This window comes from Tenacibaculum litoreum (assembly GCF_964513915.1).
Classification (GTDB): Bacteria; Bacteroidota; Bacteroidia; order Flavobacteriales; family Flavobacteriaceae; genus Polaribacter; species Polaribacter litoreum.
Window position 1 is genome coordinate 293,888 of sequence record NZ_CAZEQS010000002.1, and the last position, 13,870, is coordinate 307,757.

At 31.9% G+C, this 13,870-nt stretch carries 11 protein-coding genes; 4 read left to right on the forward strand and 7 right to left on the reverse strand.

The features are described 5' to 3' along the window. The first annotated feature begins 41 nt into the window (after nt 1-41). The gene (gene dnaG, locus ACKTTR_RS02635; protein WP_408026398.1) at nt 42-2,051 is read left to right on the forward strand and encodes a DNA primase; all 2,010 of its coding nucleotides are present in this window, start codon (nt 42-44) and stop codon (nt 2,049-2,051) included. Between the two features lie 47 nt (nt 2,052-2,098). On the opposite strand, the gene nadE is transcribed toward dnaG, so the two are convergent. Then, nucleotides 2,099-2,887 carry an NAD(+) synthase gene (gene nadE / locus ACKTTR_RS02640; protein ID WP_408026399.1) on the reverse strand — a complete coding sequence of 263 codons (789 nt, stop codon included), beginning with the start codon at nt 2,885-2,887 and terminating at the stop codon, nt 2,099-2,101. Between the two features lie 92 nt (nt 2,888-2,979). Between nadE and gldB the strand changes: the two genes are divergently transcribed. Together gldB and gldC are read left to right on the forward strand one after the other, a co-directional pair. After that, the gene (gene gldB, locus ACKTTR_RS02645; protein ID WP_408026400.1) at nt 2,980-3,942 is read left to right on the forward strand and encodes a gliding motility lipoprotein GldB; all 963 of its coding nucleotides are present in this window, start codon (nt 2,980-2,982) and stop codon (nt 3,940-3,942) included. After that, nucleotides 3,942-4,280 (forward strand): gliding motility protein GldC, encoded by a 339-nt coding sequence (gene gldC, locus ACKTTR_RS02650; RefSeq protein ID WP_047788614.1) that lies wholly within the window; start codon nt 3,942-3,944, stop codon nt 4,278-4,280. Before gldB ends, gldC begins: the two co-directional genes overlap by 1 nt. Before the next feature lie 28 nt (nt 4,281-4,308). Here the strand turns inward: gldC and folK are convergent, their stop codons facing one another. The 6 genes from folK to tamL all read right to left on the reverse strand — a co-directional run bounded on the left by folK (nt 4,309) and on the right by tamL (nt 13,062). Beyond that, complete coding sequence (gene folK / locus ACKTTR_RS02655) at nt 4,309-5,439, reverse strand: 2-amino-4-hydroxy-6-hydroxymethyldihydropteridine diphosphokinase (protein ID WP_408026401.1); 1,131 nt, start codon at nt 5,437-5,439, stop codon at nt 4,309-4,311. A 280-nt stretch (nt 5,440-5,719) separates the two neighbouring features. Then, on the reverse strand, nt 5,720-7,960 hold the full coding sequence (locus ACKTTR_RS02660; RefSeq protein ID WP_408026402.1) for a polyribonucleotide nucleotidyltransferase: 2,241 nt from the start codon (nt 7,958-7,960) through the stop codon (nt 5,720-5,722). A 187-nt stretch (nt 7,961-8,147) separates the two neighbouring features. Further along, on the reverse strand, nt 8,148-8,417 hold the full coding sequence (gene rpsO, locus ACKTTR_RS02665; protein ID WP_047788611.1) for a 30S ribosomal protein S15: 270 nt from the start codon (nt 8,415-8,417) through the stop codon (nt 8,148-8,150). Between the two features lie 129 nt (nt 8,418-8,546). Further along, entirely contained in the window at nt 8,547-9,404 is an 858-nt protein-coding gene (gene accD, locus ACKTTR_RS02670; RefSeq protein WP_408024470.1) for an acetyl-CoA carboxylase, carboxyltransferase subunit beta, read from the reverse strand. 51 nt (nt 9,405-9,455) lie between these two features. After that, nucleotides 9,456-10,514: a class II fructose-bisphosphate aldolase gene (gene fbaA, locus ACKTTR_RS02675; RefSeq protein WP_408026403.1), complete on the reverse strand. Its 1,059-nt coding sequence runs from the start codon at nt 10,512-10,514 to the stop codon at nt 9,456-9,458. Between the two features lie 94 nt (nt 10,515-10,608). Next, nucleotides 10,609-13,062, reverse strand: coding sequence for a translocation and assembly module lipoprotein TamL (gene tamL / locus ACKTTR_RS02680; protein ID WP_408026404.1), 2,454 nt, complete (start codon nt 13,060-13,062; stop codon nt 10,609-10,611). A gap of 71 nt (nt 13,063-13,133) precedes the next feature. Here tamL and ACKTTR_RS02685 point away from each other — a divergent pair, with 71 nt between their 5' ends. Continuing rightward, nucleotides 13,134-13,868: a TrmH family RNA methyltransferase gene (locus tag ACKTTR_RS02685; RefSeq protein ID WP_408026405.1), complete on the forward strand. Its 735-nt coding sequence runs from the start codon at nt 13,134-13,136 to the stop codon at nt 13,866-13,868. Nucleotides 13,869-13,870: the final 2 nt, after the last annotated feature.

The following is a 13,870-nucleotide window of genomic DNA, read 5'->3' on the forward strand; positions in this document are numbered from 1 at the left end:
TAAAACTAGTAGTATATTTGTTTGCTATATTTTTATAGAATATGATAACCCAACAAACCATAGATAGAGTTTTTGAGAGCGCTCGAGTAGAGGAAGTGATAGGAGAATTCGTGCAGTTAAAAAAATCAGGAAGTAACTTTAAAGGGTTAAGTCCGTTTACTGACGAGCGTACCCCTTCTTTTATGGTGTCACCTGTAAAACAAATTTGGAAAGACTTTAGTACAGGAAAAGGAGGGAATGCAATTTCATTTTTAATGGAACACGAGCATTATACCTATCCAGAAGCGATACGTTGGTTAGCTAAAAAATACAATATTGAAATTGAAGAAACCGAGCAGTCTGATGAGGAAAAACAGCAGATAAATGAGCGAGAAAGTATGTTTTTGGTTTCAAAATTTGCCAAAGACTACTTTCATGATGTATTGATGAATACACAAAACGGAAGAGCCATTGGGTTGTCTTATTTCAAAGAGAGAGGATTTAGAGAAGACACTATTGAAAAGTTTGATTTAGGGTACTGTAAAGATGAATGGGATAATTTTACCAAAGCAGCGCTGGACAAAGGTTACGATTTAAAATATCTAAAATCTACTGGTTTAACAATTGTAAAAGAAGGAGGAACAGAAGATAGAAAGTTTGACCGATTTAAAGGACGTGTGATGTTTCCTATTCACAGTATGTCGGGACGTATTTTAGGTTTTGGGGGTAGAATACTTACCAACGATAAAAAGGCCGCAAAATACCTGAATTCTCCTGAGAGTGATATCTATCATAAAAGTAAAATCCTTTACGGTCTATACCAAGCTAAAAAAGAAATAGCTAAAGAAGACAATTGTTTTTTAGTAGAAGGGTATACAGATGTAATTTCATTTCATCAATCAGGAATTGAAAATGTTGTAGCCTCTTCAGGTACAGCATTAACACCTGATCAAATTCGCTTGGTAAATCGATTAACACAGAATATAACGGTGCTTTTTGATGGTGATGCAGCAGGAATTAGAGCCTCAATTCGTGGGATAGATTTAATTCTTGAGCAGGGAATGAATGTAAGGGTAGTAGCCTTTCCTGAAGGTGAAGATCCTGATAGTTTTGCCAAAGCGCACTCTAATGCTGAGTTAAAAGAATATTTAAAAGAAAAATCACAAGATTTTATTGAATTCAAAGTTTCTTTATTAATGAAAGAAGCAGCGAATGACCCTGTAAAAAAAGCAGGATTGATTCGAGATATTGTTACGAGTATTTCTAAAATTCCTGATGGTATTCAACGAGAAGTGTACGTACAAGAGTGTGCACGTATTATGGATATTTCTGAGAGAGTACTATTTAGTGAGTTAGCCCAGTTGTTAAAAAAAGGAGCAACAGCAACGAGAAAGAATAGTGCAGGTCAAGACCCTAATCAACCACCTCCAGAATATTTTCAAGAGCAAGGGCAGGCTTCAATGGAAGCCATAAAAGGAGGGAAAGGAAAGTTACAGCAAAGCATCAATCAATTAAATATTCTTGAAAAAGAAGTTATTAGAATATTGTTGTTATATGGAAATGAAGTTGTTGATTTTGTAAATTGGGTAGATGCAGTTGATGAAAGAGGGCGTCCGTTTTTAGAAAAAGAAGAATATCAAAACACGGTTTCAAACGAGTTGTATTTGAACTTACAAGAAGACGAAATAGAGTTTACCAACGAAATATTTCGATTAACTTATTATGAGTTAATTCATCAATTAAATCAAGATGAAAAAATTAAAGTAGATCATTTGGTAATGCATGAAAATCCGCAAATATCTAGTTTAGTAACTAATATTTTGATGGATGAAGAAAAATATAATCTAAGTGATTGGGAGCGTAAAGAAGTTTTTGTAACAGAAACAGTTAAAATTCTTCCAAAGTTAGTTACCGATGCTATTTTAAACTTGCGTAGAGTATTAATTGAAGAAAAAATTAAAGAAATTATGCAAGAGAGTCAAGAGCAAAAAGCTGTTCCTAATCTAGAAGAAATAAGTAATTATACAGGGTTAAAAAAGCGTCTTTTTGAAAAACTAAACCGTGTAATCTAGAGGTGACTTAATAAATATTAAATTTAAAAGAAAAGTCAATTTAATTATTACTTTAATTTTTCAGGAATTTCACATATAGGAATTGGAATCATTTTATGTTGATTAATTCGGTTGAGACGCGTATATATTTTATATACTTCTAATTCTCTACCAGAAAAGTCATCTGCAGTTTTACCAGCATCTTGCATTTCCATAGCCCATTCCAACTCATCGTATGAAGCTCCAATTTGGTCTTCGTCTGTTCTACTATCTCCAAATAAACCATCAGTAGGTTGTGCTTTTTGAATAGATGTAGGTACTTCTAAATGAGCGGCTAATTCATAAACTTCTGATTTTACTAAATCAGCAATTGGACTTAAATCTACACCACCATCACCATATTTAGTGTAGAACCCAACACCAAAGTCTTCTACTTTATTACCAGTTCCTGCAACTAATAAACCATGTAAACCAGCAAAATAATATAAGGTTGTCATACGTAAACGAGCGCGAGTATTTGCCAAAGCTAAATCAACTTTAGCAGAAGGCTCAACTTGTGGTACTACAGTTTTAAAGTCTTCAAAAGTAGATGTTAAATTTACTTCAGCTTCGCTCACATTACTAAAACGTTCTTTTAATAATTTAATATGTTCATTAGCCCTACTTACTTGGCTCTTGGCTTGATGAATAGGTAGTTCAACACACAACGTAGGTAAACCAGTTTTAGCACATAAAGTTGAAGTAACTGCACTATCAATACCACCAGAAATTCCTACAACAAAACCATTCACTTTTGCATTAGTAGCGTAATCTTTTAACCAATTTATAATGTGTTCAGCAACCTTAGGAGTATTCATTTTTGTGATATTTTACGAGTTTACAGTTAAGTGGTAAAAACTAATTTAGTAATTTCGACGTTGTAATTTAGAATGTAAATATACTAAAGTTCATGAGAAAAATTTTAGCACTAGTTGCCTTAGTTTTTATAAGTCTTTCATGTAAAAATGATGAAAGTAACAAGTTAGATGTTGATGTATCTAATATTAACGTAAATATTGACTTAGATCGTTTTGATGTTGATTTTTATAACACAAAACCAAACGAGCTTACTAAGGTAAAGGAAAAATATCCGATGCTTTTTCCTCCTCAACCAGATAGTGTTTGGATAAACAAGATTAACAATAAAGATGAGCAAGAGTTATTTACTGAAACTCAAAAAGTTTTCTCAGGTGTTGAAGAGGAAAAAGAAAAGTTAACATCATTATTTAAGCATGTAAAATATTATAACCCAAGATTTGTTAGCCCTAAAGTGATTACTATGCTAACGAATATCGACTATAATAACAGAATTGTATATACGGATAGTTTATTGTTAATTTCTTTGGATGCTTACTTAGGAGAAGAACATGAGTTTTATAATGATTATCCAGCTTATGTAAAACAAAATAACACTAAAGAACATGTTGTTGTAGACGTTGCTAAAGCTATTATAGGAAAACAAATGTTGCCAAGTATAGAGAGGAGCTTCATAGATAAAATGATTTATCGAGGAAAAAAAATGTATTTGTTAGATGCTTATTTACCTAACGTACCTGATGCTATAAAAATAGGATATTCACAAAAAAAACTTGATTGGGCAAAAAGTAATGAGGAGCAAATATGGATGTATTTTATAGAAAAAGATTTATTGTATAGTACAAGCAAAGATGTTGATAAACGCTTTTTAGATTTAGCTCCTTTTTCTAAGTTTTATATGGAAGAAGATAGTCAATCACCAGGAAGAATAGGAGAGTGGATTGGTTGGCAAATCGTACGTTCATACATGCAAAAGAATGATGTATCTTTGCATAAATTATTACAAACAAGTGAAGAGGAAATCTTCAAAAACTCAAGATATAAACCAAAAAGATAATGGCGATAGAGCATACATCAAAAATAACATTTAAAGTAGGGTTAGACGAAAATAGAATTCCAGAAGAAATTACTTGGAATGCAGAAGACGGAGGTATAAAAGATGAAGCATCAAAAGCAATTATGCTATCTGTTTGGGATCATAAACAAAAAGATACGTTACGTATGGATTTATGGACAAAGGATATGCCTGTAGATGAAATGAAGCAATTTTTTCATCAAACCTTAGTATCTATGGCAAATTCTTTTGAAAGAGCTACAAACGACGAAAAAATGAGTGCTACCATGCGCGATTTTTGTGACTATTTCGCTGAAAAGCTAGAGTTAATTCAGAAATAAAAAAAAGCAGCTTTAACAGCTGCTTTTTTTATGCGTTGTAATTTTTTATCTTATTAATAATTGTCTCATAATCATTAGGATTGTTTACAAAATCTAAATCAGAAACATCAACAATTAGAATATTTAAATCAGGTTGTGTTTTAATAAAGTTGCTATATCCGTCATGGATTTTTTGTAAGTAACTCGCTTCTATATTTTGCTCATACTCACGTCCACGTTTTTTAATGTTTTCTAGCAGGCGTTCTGTGTTTTGATATAAGTATACATACAAATCTGGCTTTGTAATTTCTTTATACATTAAATCAAACATTTTTCTATACAATTTATACTCATCACTATGTAAAGTGACTTGTGCAAAAATGAGTGATTTAAAAATATAGTAATCAGAAACAATAAAATTTTTAAATAAATCAAACTGCGCTAAATCATCAGAAAGTTGTTGGTATCTATCTGCCAAAAAACTCATTTCTAAAGGAAAAGCATAGCGTTCATTGTCGTTATAAAACTTTGGTAAGAATGGATTATCTGCAAAACGTTCTAAAACAATTTTTGCATTGAATTCATCAGACATCATATTGGCTAATGATGTTTTTCCAGCTCCAATATTACCTTCAATAGCAATGTAATTATACTTTTCGGTAATAGGAACAGGTCTTTCTAATTTTACATCCAATTTGGTAATTTCAGAAGTGTCAGAGCAATTTTCTAAACAAATATATAAATGTTTTTTTTCTATTGGATGAATAACATTGCGGGCAATTTCAACCAAAGGAACTAAAGCGAATTTACGTTCTAACATTCTTGGATGTGGTACGATTAAGGTTTTAGAAAAGATAATTTCATCATCAAATAATAAAATATCTAAATCTATTAACCTATCAGAATATCCTTCGGTATTTTTTCGAGTTCTTCCAAGCTCTTTTTCTATAGAGAGTAATCTAAGTATTAATTGTTCAGGAGGTAAATACGTTGAAACTTTAATACATGTATTGTAAAAATTATTACTGTCAAATCCCCATGAAGCAGTTTCGTATACAGATGCTACTTTTAATACAGCGCCTATTTTATCAGCAATTAAGTTAATTGCTTGCTGAATGTTAGCTAGCTTATCTCCTTGATTGGTTCCTATAGAAATGTATGTAATTCGTTGTATTTTCATGAATGGGATGCAAAGAAAACTAAAACTAAAAAAAGAAAAGCTAAAAAAAGATTTTTTATTTAAATAAATTTTTCAAAAAAAGGTAGGGTATTTTATTTTTCACTTGTTATAGTAGTGGATTTCTTTATAGAGTAAGATTTTTATATGATTATTGGGGAATGATCTGAAACAACTCTAAGTTAAAGGCTGCTAATTTTAGCAGCCTTTCTTCATTTAAAGAAGTATATAAAAATAAAAAAGCAACCTTTTAAGGTTGCTTTTTTTTATCTAAAATAGAGTCTTAAGATTCTTTTTTATCTTGTCTAGGTTTTCTGTCATCACGACGATTATCGCGGTTACGGTTATCACGACCTCCTCTATTGTCTCTATTATTATCTCTTGGTGGTCTAGCCACATAACCTTCAGGTTTAGGTAATAATGCCTTACGAGAAACTTTCTCTTTACGAGTTTTAGGGTCAACACCAAAGTACTTTACGTCAATAACATCACCAATGTTTACTACATCTGTAACGTTGTTTGTACGTTCCCAAGCTAACTCGCTAACGTGTAATAAAACTTCGTTTCCTGGAGCTTCTGTATATTCAACAACAGCACCAAAATCTAATATTTTTATAACTTTTACTTCGTATACAGAACCTTTTTCAGGTTTGAACATCATAGATTCAATACGAGCTATAACTTTATCTATACCTTCTTGGTTTGTTCCTAAAATCTCAACAATTCCTTCTTCTGTTACAGGGTCTTCGTTAATAACGATAGTAGTTTCTGTTTCTTTTTGTAACTCTTGGATGTGTTTTCCACCAGGTCCAATAAACGCTCCAATTAAATCGTTAGGAATTACTCTATTCACCATTTTAGGTGCGTGAGATTTAACATCGTCATTTGGAGTAGCGATAGTATCAGTTAATTTTTCTAGGATATGTAAACGACCATCACGAGCTTGTTTTAATGCGTTTACTAAGATTTCATAAGATAATCCTTTAATCTTAATATCCATTTGACAAGCAGTAATACCGTCTGCAGTACCTGTTACTTTAAAGTCCATATCACCTAAGTGATCTTCATCACCTAAAATATCAGATAAAACAGCATAACGATCACCGTCAGAAATTAATCCCATTGCAATACCTGAAACTGGTTTTTTCATTTGAACACCAGCATCCATTAATGCCATAGTACCAGAACAAACAGTTGCCATTGAAGATGAACCGTTAGATTCTAATACTTCAGAAACAATACGAACAGTGTATGGGCAATCTTCAGGAATCATTCCTTTTAAAGCTCTTTGAGCTAAGTTTCCGTGACCAATTTCACGACGAGACGTTCCTCTTAAAGGACGTGCTTCACCAGTTGAAAAAGGAGGGAAGTTGTAGTGTAAGTAGAACTTTTCTTCACCTTGTAATGTTGGAGAGTCTACCATGTTAGCATCTCTAGAAGTACCTAAAGTTACAGTAGCTAATGCTTGAGTTTCTCCACGTGTAAAGATTGAAGAACCATGAGTTCTTGGTAAATAATCTACTTCACACCAAATAGGTCTAATATCAGTAGTTTTACGTCCGTCTAAACGTAAACCTTCGTTTAAAGTTAAGTCTCTAACTGCAGCTTTTTGTGCTTTGTTAAAGTATTTTCCAACTAAGTCTCCAAAGTCTTCTAATTCTTCTTCGGTAAACATTGTGGTAATTTCTTCTTTAACTTCAGAAAAAGCTAAACCTCTTTCTTGTTTAGAAGTACCTTTTTTAGCAATATCATAACATTTTTGATATGCTGCATCGTGAATTTTCTGAGCTAATTCTCCATCTTCTCTTTCACCTTCATACTCACGAGTTTCTTTTTTACCTGCAGCTTCAGCTAAAGCAACTTGAGCAGCACATTGTATTTTAATAGCTTCGTGTGCAAATTTAATTGCGTCAGCCATTTCTTCTTCTGAAATTTCTTTCATTTCACCTTCTACCATAGCTACAGAGTCAGCAGAAGCACCAATCATCATATCAATGTCAGCCTCTTGTAATTGTGTATAGCTAGGGTTAATAACAAACTCTCCGTTAATTCTTGCCACACGTACTTCCGAAATTGGTGTTTCAAAAGGAATATCTGATAATTGAATTGCAGCAGAGGCAGCTAAACCAGCTAAAGCGTCTGGCATTACCTCTTCGTCATGAGACATTAATTGAATCATCACTTGAGTTTCAGCATGGTAATCTTTTGGGAATAGTGGACGTAATACACGGTCTACTAAACGCATTGTTAAGATTTCTTCGTTTGAAGGACGTGCTTCACGCTTCATAAATCCACCAGGGTAACGACCCGCAGCGGCAAATTTTTCACGGTAATCTACCGTTAATGGTAAAAAGTCAATACCTGGATTTGCAGTTCTTGCTGATACAACTGTTGCTAATAACATTGTATCTCCCATTCTTACAACAACAGAACCATCTGCTTGTTTTGCTAATTTTCCTGTTTCTAATGTGATGGTTCTCCCATCTCCAAGATCTATTACTTGGTTAAATACTTTTGGAATCATAAATTAATTCTTCTAAATTTTAATTCGTTTTTGTTTGTTGTTGTGTTGTTGTTGCTCCAATGGAAAATCAAAATTGTTGTTAGTAATTTTGAGCTTTTTATATATAAATTTCTGTTTGTTAGTCAGAAATAAACTTCATGTAAAAATAAAAAAGAGGCACGTTTATAGAGCCTCTTTTCTTGTAGAATTATTTTCTAATTCCTAATTCTTTAATAATCGCACGATATCTATTAATCTCTTTTTTCTTTAGATAATCTAATAAGCTTCTACGCTTACCTACCATACGTACTAACGAGCGTTCTGTGTTAAAATCTTTACGATTTTTCTTTAAGTGCTCAGTTAAGTGGTTAATTCTGTGCGTAAATAACGCAATTTGACCTTCTGCAGTACCAGTATCATTTGCTCCTTTACCGTGTTTTGCGAAGATTTGTTCTTTAACTTCTTTTGTTAAATACATGCCAATATTATTTAAATGATTATTATGTACTCAATGCATTTACATTGAAGTTGCAAATGTACGATTATTTTTTGGAATGGAAATGAAAAAGTTACAAAGCAAAAAAGCTAGCAAACGCTAGCTTTTTTGTTATGCTCTTACAGGTTGATTTTGTATTAAATCTAAATACAAGTTTACCTGTTTTTTTAAGTCTTTTCGTTCGTAAATAGCATCTAAGAAACCGTGTTCTAATAAAAATTCAGAACGTTGGAAACCTTCAGGTAAATCTTTACCAGTTGTATCTTTTACTACACGAGGTCCAGCAAATCCAATTAAAGCATTTGGTTCAGCAATGTTTATATCACCTAACATAGCAAATGAAGCTGTTGTTCCTCCAGTAGTTGGATCGGTACATAAAGATATGTATGGAATTTTAGCTTCTGCTAATTGTGCTAGTTTTGCAGAAGTTTTGGCTAATTGCATTAAAGAAAGTAAAGCTTCTTGCATGCGGGCTCCTCCAGATTTAGAAATCATTAAAAAAGGAATATTGTTTTTGATAGAATAATCTATAGCTCTTGCTATTTTTTCACCAACAACACTTCCCATAGACCCGCCAATAAAAGCAAAATCCATTGAAGCAATTACTAAATCTTTTCCCATTGATTTACCAACAGCAGCACGTGCAGCATCTTTTAATCCTGTTTTCTTCTGAGCAGCCTTTAATTTTTCAGGGTACTTTTTAGTATCCTCAAATTTTAATGGGTCTTTAGCAGATAGCTTTGGATCAAGTTCTGTGAACTTATTATCGTCAAAAAATATTTCAAAATATTCTTTACTTCCTATACGTACATGGTATCCATCTTCTGGACTTACGTATAGGTTTCTTTTAAGTTCATCAGTGTCAATTATCTTTCCGCTTGGGGTTTTATACCACAAGCCTTTAGGTGTGTCTTTTTTTTCTTCTGTTGGGGTTTGAATCCCTTTGTCTGTACGTTTAAACCAAGCCATAATTTAGTTTTTTATTCTTTAGTTGTTTGGTTTTTCTTTTTTCAAAGAATTTTATAATGTGTTTACATTATTTAAATCTTCAAAAGCTTTCTTTAATCGAGCTTTAAAAGTTTGTTCTCCTTCGCGTAACCATTTACGAGGGTCGTAATATTTCTTGTTAGGAACATCATCACCTTCAGGGTTACCAATTTGAGATTGCAAATATGCAGATTTTTCTTTCATATAATCACGAACACCTTCAGTAAATGCATATTGTAAATCGGTATCGATATTCATTTTTATAACTCCGTAGCTAATTGCTTCACGAATTTCTTCTAAAGTAGAACCAGATCCTCCGTGGAAAACAAAGTCAATTGTATTATGAGGAACATTATATTTTTCTGAAATGTGTTCTTGTGAGTTCTTTAAAATTTTTGGAGTTAATTTTACGTTTCCTGGTTTATATACTCCATGAACATTTCCAAAGGCAGCTGCAATAGTAAATTGCGGACTAACTTTCATCAACTCTTCGTAAGCATAAGCTACTTCTTCTGGTTGAGTATATAATTTAGAGCTATCAACATCCGTATTGTCAACACCATCTTCTTCTCCTCCAGTAATTCCTAATTCAATTTCTAAAGTCATCCCCATTTTACTCATACGAGCAAGATATTCTTTACAAATTTCAATATTCTCTTCTATTGGTTCCTCACTTAAATCAATCATGTGAGAACTGTATAGAGGTTTTCCTGTTTCTTTATAAAATTGCTCACTAGCATCTAATAAACCATCAATCCAAGGTAATAATTTTTTAGCAGCATGATCGGTATGTAAAATAACAGGAATGCCATATGCCTCTGCTAATAAATGTATATGCTTAGCACCTGCTACTGCACCTGCAATAGCAGCTTTTTCATTATCGTTTGATAAGCCTTTACCTGCATTGAATTGAGCACCTCCATTAGAGAACTGGATTATTACAGGCGAGTTAAGTTCTTTAGCTGTTTCTAAAACCGTATTAATTGTGTTTGATCCTACAACATTAACAGCTGGTAAAGCAAAGCCTTTTTGTTTTGCTAATTCAAAAATCTCTTGAACTTCTTTTCCGGTGGCAACTCCAGGTTTAATCATTTTTTATTTGTTTAGTAGTGTGTTACATAAATTATGGAACAAATCTACACTTTTTTATACAAGTTGCGATAAATTTTTAACAGAAAGTACTTTGTTAAAAGGGGTAATTAATACCTATGTTTAGTACAGAGTTAGAGAAATTGAAGTTTTGAAACCACTTATTATTAGTTAGGTATGGTTCGTGTGCTTTGAACCCTAAATCTAATCTTGCAATTAAGAATTTAAAGTCATAGCGAAGTCCAAAACCAGCACCAACAGCTATATCTTTTAACGATTTGAAACCATTAAATTTAGCTGGGTCATCAACAAATTCCGTATTGGTTATATCCCAAATATTTCCTGCATCTACAAATAAGGCAGATTTTAAAGAGCCAAAAACGTCAAAACGGTACTCGAAACTAGTTAAAAACTTTAAACTACCTATATTATATTCAAGAACAGGAGCTCGTGTACCAGGGCCTAAGTCGTATGTTCTCCAGGCGCGTATATCGTTAGAACCTCCTGCAAAATAACTACGAGAAAAAGGAACACCAGAATTATCGTAAGTAAAAATAGCTCCAAGAAAAGTTCTGTGTGCTAATACATTGTTATCACCTAAATCCCAATATTTTTTGTATTCGATATCCGTTTTAAAGTATTGAGCGATAGGGATTTTGAATACAGTTTTTTGTCCTGAGTTATTTGTCTTTTTAGATAAAAGTCCCATAATATTTCCTGAATTAGCTATTCGAATCTTAAAGAAAGAAAAACTAGCATCCTTAATGCTTTCTTGGTTATTGTAGGTATAGCCGTAGGCTATCTCAGGAATTAAAAAGTCAGAAGTTACAATATTATATCTGTTAGCAAGGTTTAAAACATTTTGAAACTCATTAGGGTTTGAAGCTGCAAAATCGGTATCAGTAAGCACATTTGAGACAAAACTAATTATCTCATTAGAGCTACTAGGTGTGTTGTCAGGAAAAGTATATGATGGGTCATAAATTTCAGCAACTTCAGCTAATTTTCGATATTCTGAATTATAAATTGAAAAATAATTATCAACATTTAGGTTTCTAATATACTGGGTATTTAAAAGTTCTAGTTGAATAGACTTTTTCTTGTCATAGTCCCATTTATAATCTATTCCAACAGATATGTTTTGTTTGTCTAAACCAATATTTTTTTGAATTCCAATCCCTGAATAAAATTTAGTTCTTGGAAACATTCTTTTAGGTACTAGTTTATTTAGCCCGAAAGGAGCCATGAAGCGAGGTACTTCTAATGAAATATCAGAACCAATTTCCCAACCAGGTCCATTGTTTGAGTTAAAATAAGAACCAAAAGTTGATAATTTAAAAAGTTCAGCACCTTTAAAGGTATTTCTATTCGTTAATGAAAATTTTAAAGAAACATCAAAATTACGAATGTTTGAACGTGATAACTCAGTTTCAAAACCTAACGTATATTTTTCAATAGGAGTTAAATATACATTGGCTTCTAATTCATTTTCACTTAGTTCATTATATCGAATAGAAGTGGCTTTGAAATTTTTCAGTCCTCTTAAATGTGTACGAGTTAAATTTCTTAGCGAATCACTGTAAACAGTATTTGGTTTTATAAATATAGATTGAGATAAATACTTAGGGTTGTATTTTAACTTTCGAAGAGCATAAAAGTTAATTCCTTCGTAAGAGGTAGTATCCTTATGTTTAGAGTTTCTAGTACTATAAGTGTAATCAGTAAAAACATTTACTTTCTTTAATTTTTGAATTTGAAAAGGAACTGTTTTATCAGAAATATTAATATCTACATCAGTTTTTTCATAATTTTTTAAAGTGTCATTTTCAAATGAAATATAATTTTCATTGAATTGGTATATTCCTTTATTTCTAAAAAGTTTTACAAGTCGATTAGCTTCTTTTATGAAGTTGTCATTTTTATAATGATCTCCAGACTTTAAGTAGCTTTTGTTTTTTGTAAGCTGGTATAGAGAGTCTAAAACTGGCGATGTAATAAAGGTTTTTATAGTGTCAAGGTAAGAAGGATTTCCTTTTGTAATATGATAACTAATTTCTCCTTTCCTTTTACCTATAGTGTCTTTTTTTGAGGAAACTTTTGCTCTAAAGTATCCTTCAGTTTGGAAATAAGCTTTTAAATTATCTACAGTTCTGTTAGTTTTTTTATCATCAATTATAATGGGAGCTTGTCCACTAGTTAAAAACCAATTATTAAAACCAATAAATGTTTTAGCTACAGCAATACTTTGTTTCTCTGAAAATATATTCTTATAAAAATTATAGGTTTTTGGATTTTTTTTAGCCCATTCACTTGGTGTTTTTGGTGCTTCAGGATTTCCTAAATTATAAAAATGTAATGATAAAGGCATACCCAGAGCCTTAGCATTAGGACGTTGTAATAGTAATTCAGAGATGTTTTCACTTGAGTTTTTTACACTGTCAATATATACCGTGTTTTTGGCTAGCAATAACTCGTTTTCTTTAACATATTTAATCGTGCTACATGAGCTGAATAAGACTACTAATAAAAAGAAGAAAGAAAGTTTTTTCATTAACTTTACGCCTCGTATTAAGAATCAAAAATACTATTTTTTAGTGGTTTTAGAGTGTTAAAAATAATTTAATGAGTTTATCTAAAAACAATATAAAGTTAATAACTAGTTTACAGCAAAAAAAGTATAGACAAAAGTATCAATTATTTGTTGCAGAAGGGGTAAAGGTGGTTAAAGAACTGCTAAATTCTTCCTTGGAACTAGAACAATTATATGTTACAGATGAGTCATTTATTTCCAATAAAAATATAGAAATTACTTTAATCTCTGAAAACGAATTAAAAAAGATCAGTACTCTAAAAACACCAAATAAAGTATTAGGAGTGTTTAAAATTCCAAAAGAAGAAGAAATTAATAAAAGTAACTTTTTGGTCGCATTAGATGGTATAAACGACCCAGGAAATCTAGGAACAATTATTCGTTTATGTGATTGGTTTGGTGTTTCTGAGTTGGTGTGTTCTAAAAACACGGTTGATTGTTATAATCAAAAGGTGGTGCAATCTACAATGGGGTCGCTAACAAGAGTTCATGTTTCATATGTTGATTTATCAGAGTTTTTAAAGAATACTTCACTACCTATTTATACTGCAGATATGCATGGTGATAATGTATATACGACCTCATTACCTCAAAAGGCTATTTTAGTAATGGGAAATGAGGCAAATGGTATTTCATCTGAAATTGCAGAAATTGTAAAAAACAGTGTAACTATTCCTAGGTTTGGAGATTTACAACAAACTGAAAGCTTAAACGTAGCTACTGCAACAGCTATTCTATTAAGTGAGTTTAAAAGAGTAATGGTCTAAGA

Excerpts from the sequence above, each read along its gene's own strand:
- dnaG (WP_408026398.1), top strand. The coding sequence starts at position 42 with ATGATAACCCAACAAACCATAGATAGAGTTTTTGAGAGCGCTCGAGTA.
- nadE (WP_408026399.1), bottom strand. The coding sequence starts at position 2,887 with ATGAATACTCCTAAGGTTGCTGAACACATTATAAATTGGTTAAAAGAT.
- gldB (WP_408026400.1), top strand. The coding sequence starts at position 2,980 with ATGAGAAAAATTTTAGCACTAGTTGCCTTAGTTTTTATAAGTCTTTCA.
- gldC (WP_047788614.1), top strand. The coding sequence starts at position 3,942 with ATGGCGATAGAGCATACATCAAAAATAACATTTAAAGTAGGGTTAGAC.
- folK (WP_408026401.1), bottom strand. The coding sequence starts at position 5,439 with ATGAAAATACAACGAATTACATACATTTCTATAGGAACCAATCAAGGA.
- ACKTTR_RS02660 (WP_408026402.1), bottom strand. The coding sequence starts at position 7,960 with ATGATTCCAAAAGTATTTAACCAAGTAATAGATCTTGGAGATGGGAGA.
- rpsO (WP_047788611.1), bottom strand. The coding sequence starts at position 8,417 with ATGTATTTAACAAAAGAAGTTAAAGAACAAATCTTCGCAAAACACGGT.
- accD (WP_408024470.1), bottom strand. The coding sequence starts at position 9,404 with ATGGCTTGGTTTAAACGTACAGACAAAGGGATTCAAACCCCAACAGAA.
- fbaA (WP_408026403.1), bottom strand. The coding sequence starts at position 10,514 with ATGATTAAACCTGGAGTTGCCACCGGAAAAGAAGTTCAAGAGATTTTT.
- tamL (WP_408026404.1), bottom strand. The coding sequence starts at position 13,062 with ATGAAAAAACTTTCTTTCTTCTTTTTATTAGTAGTCTTATTCAGCTCA.
- ACKTTR_RS02685 (WP_408026405.1), top strand. The coding sequence starts at position 13,134 with ATGAGTTTATCTAAAAACAATATAAAGTTAATAACTAGTTTACAGCAA.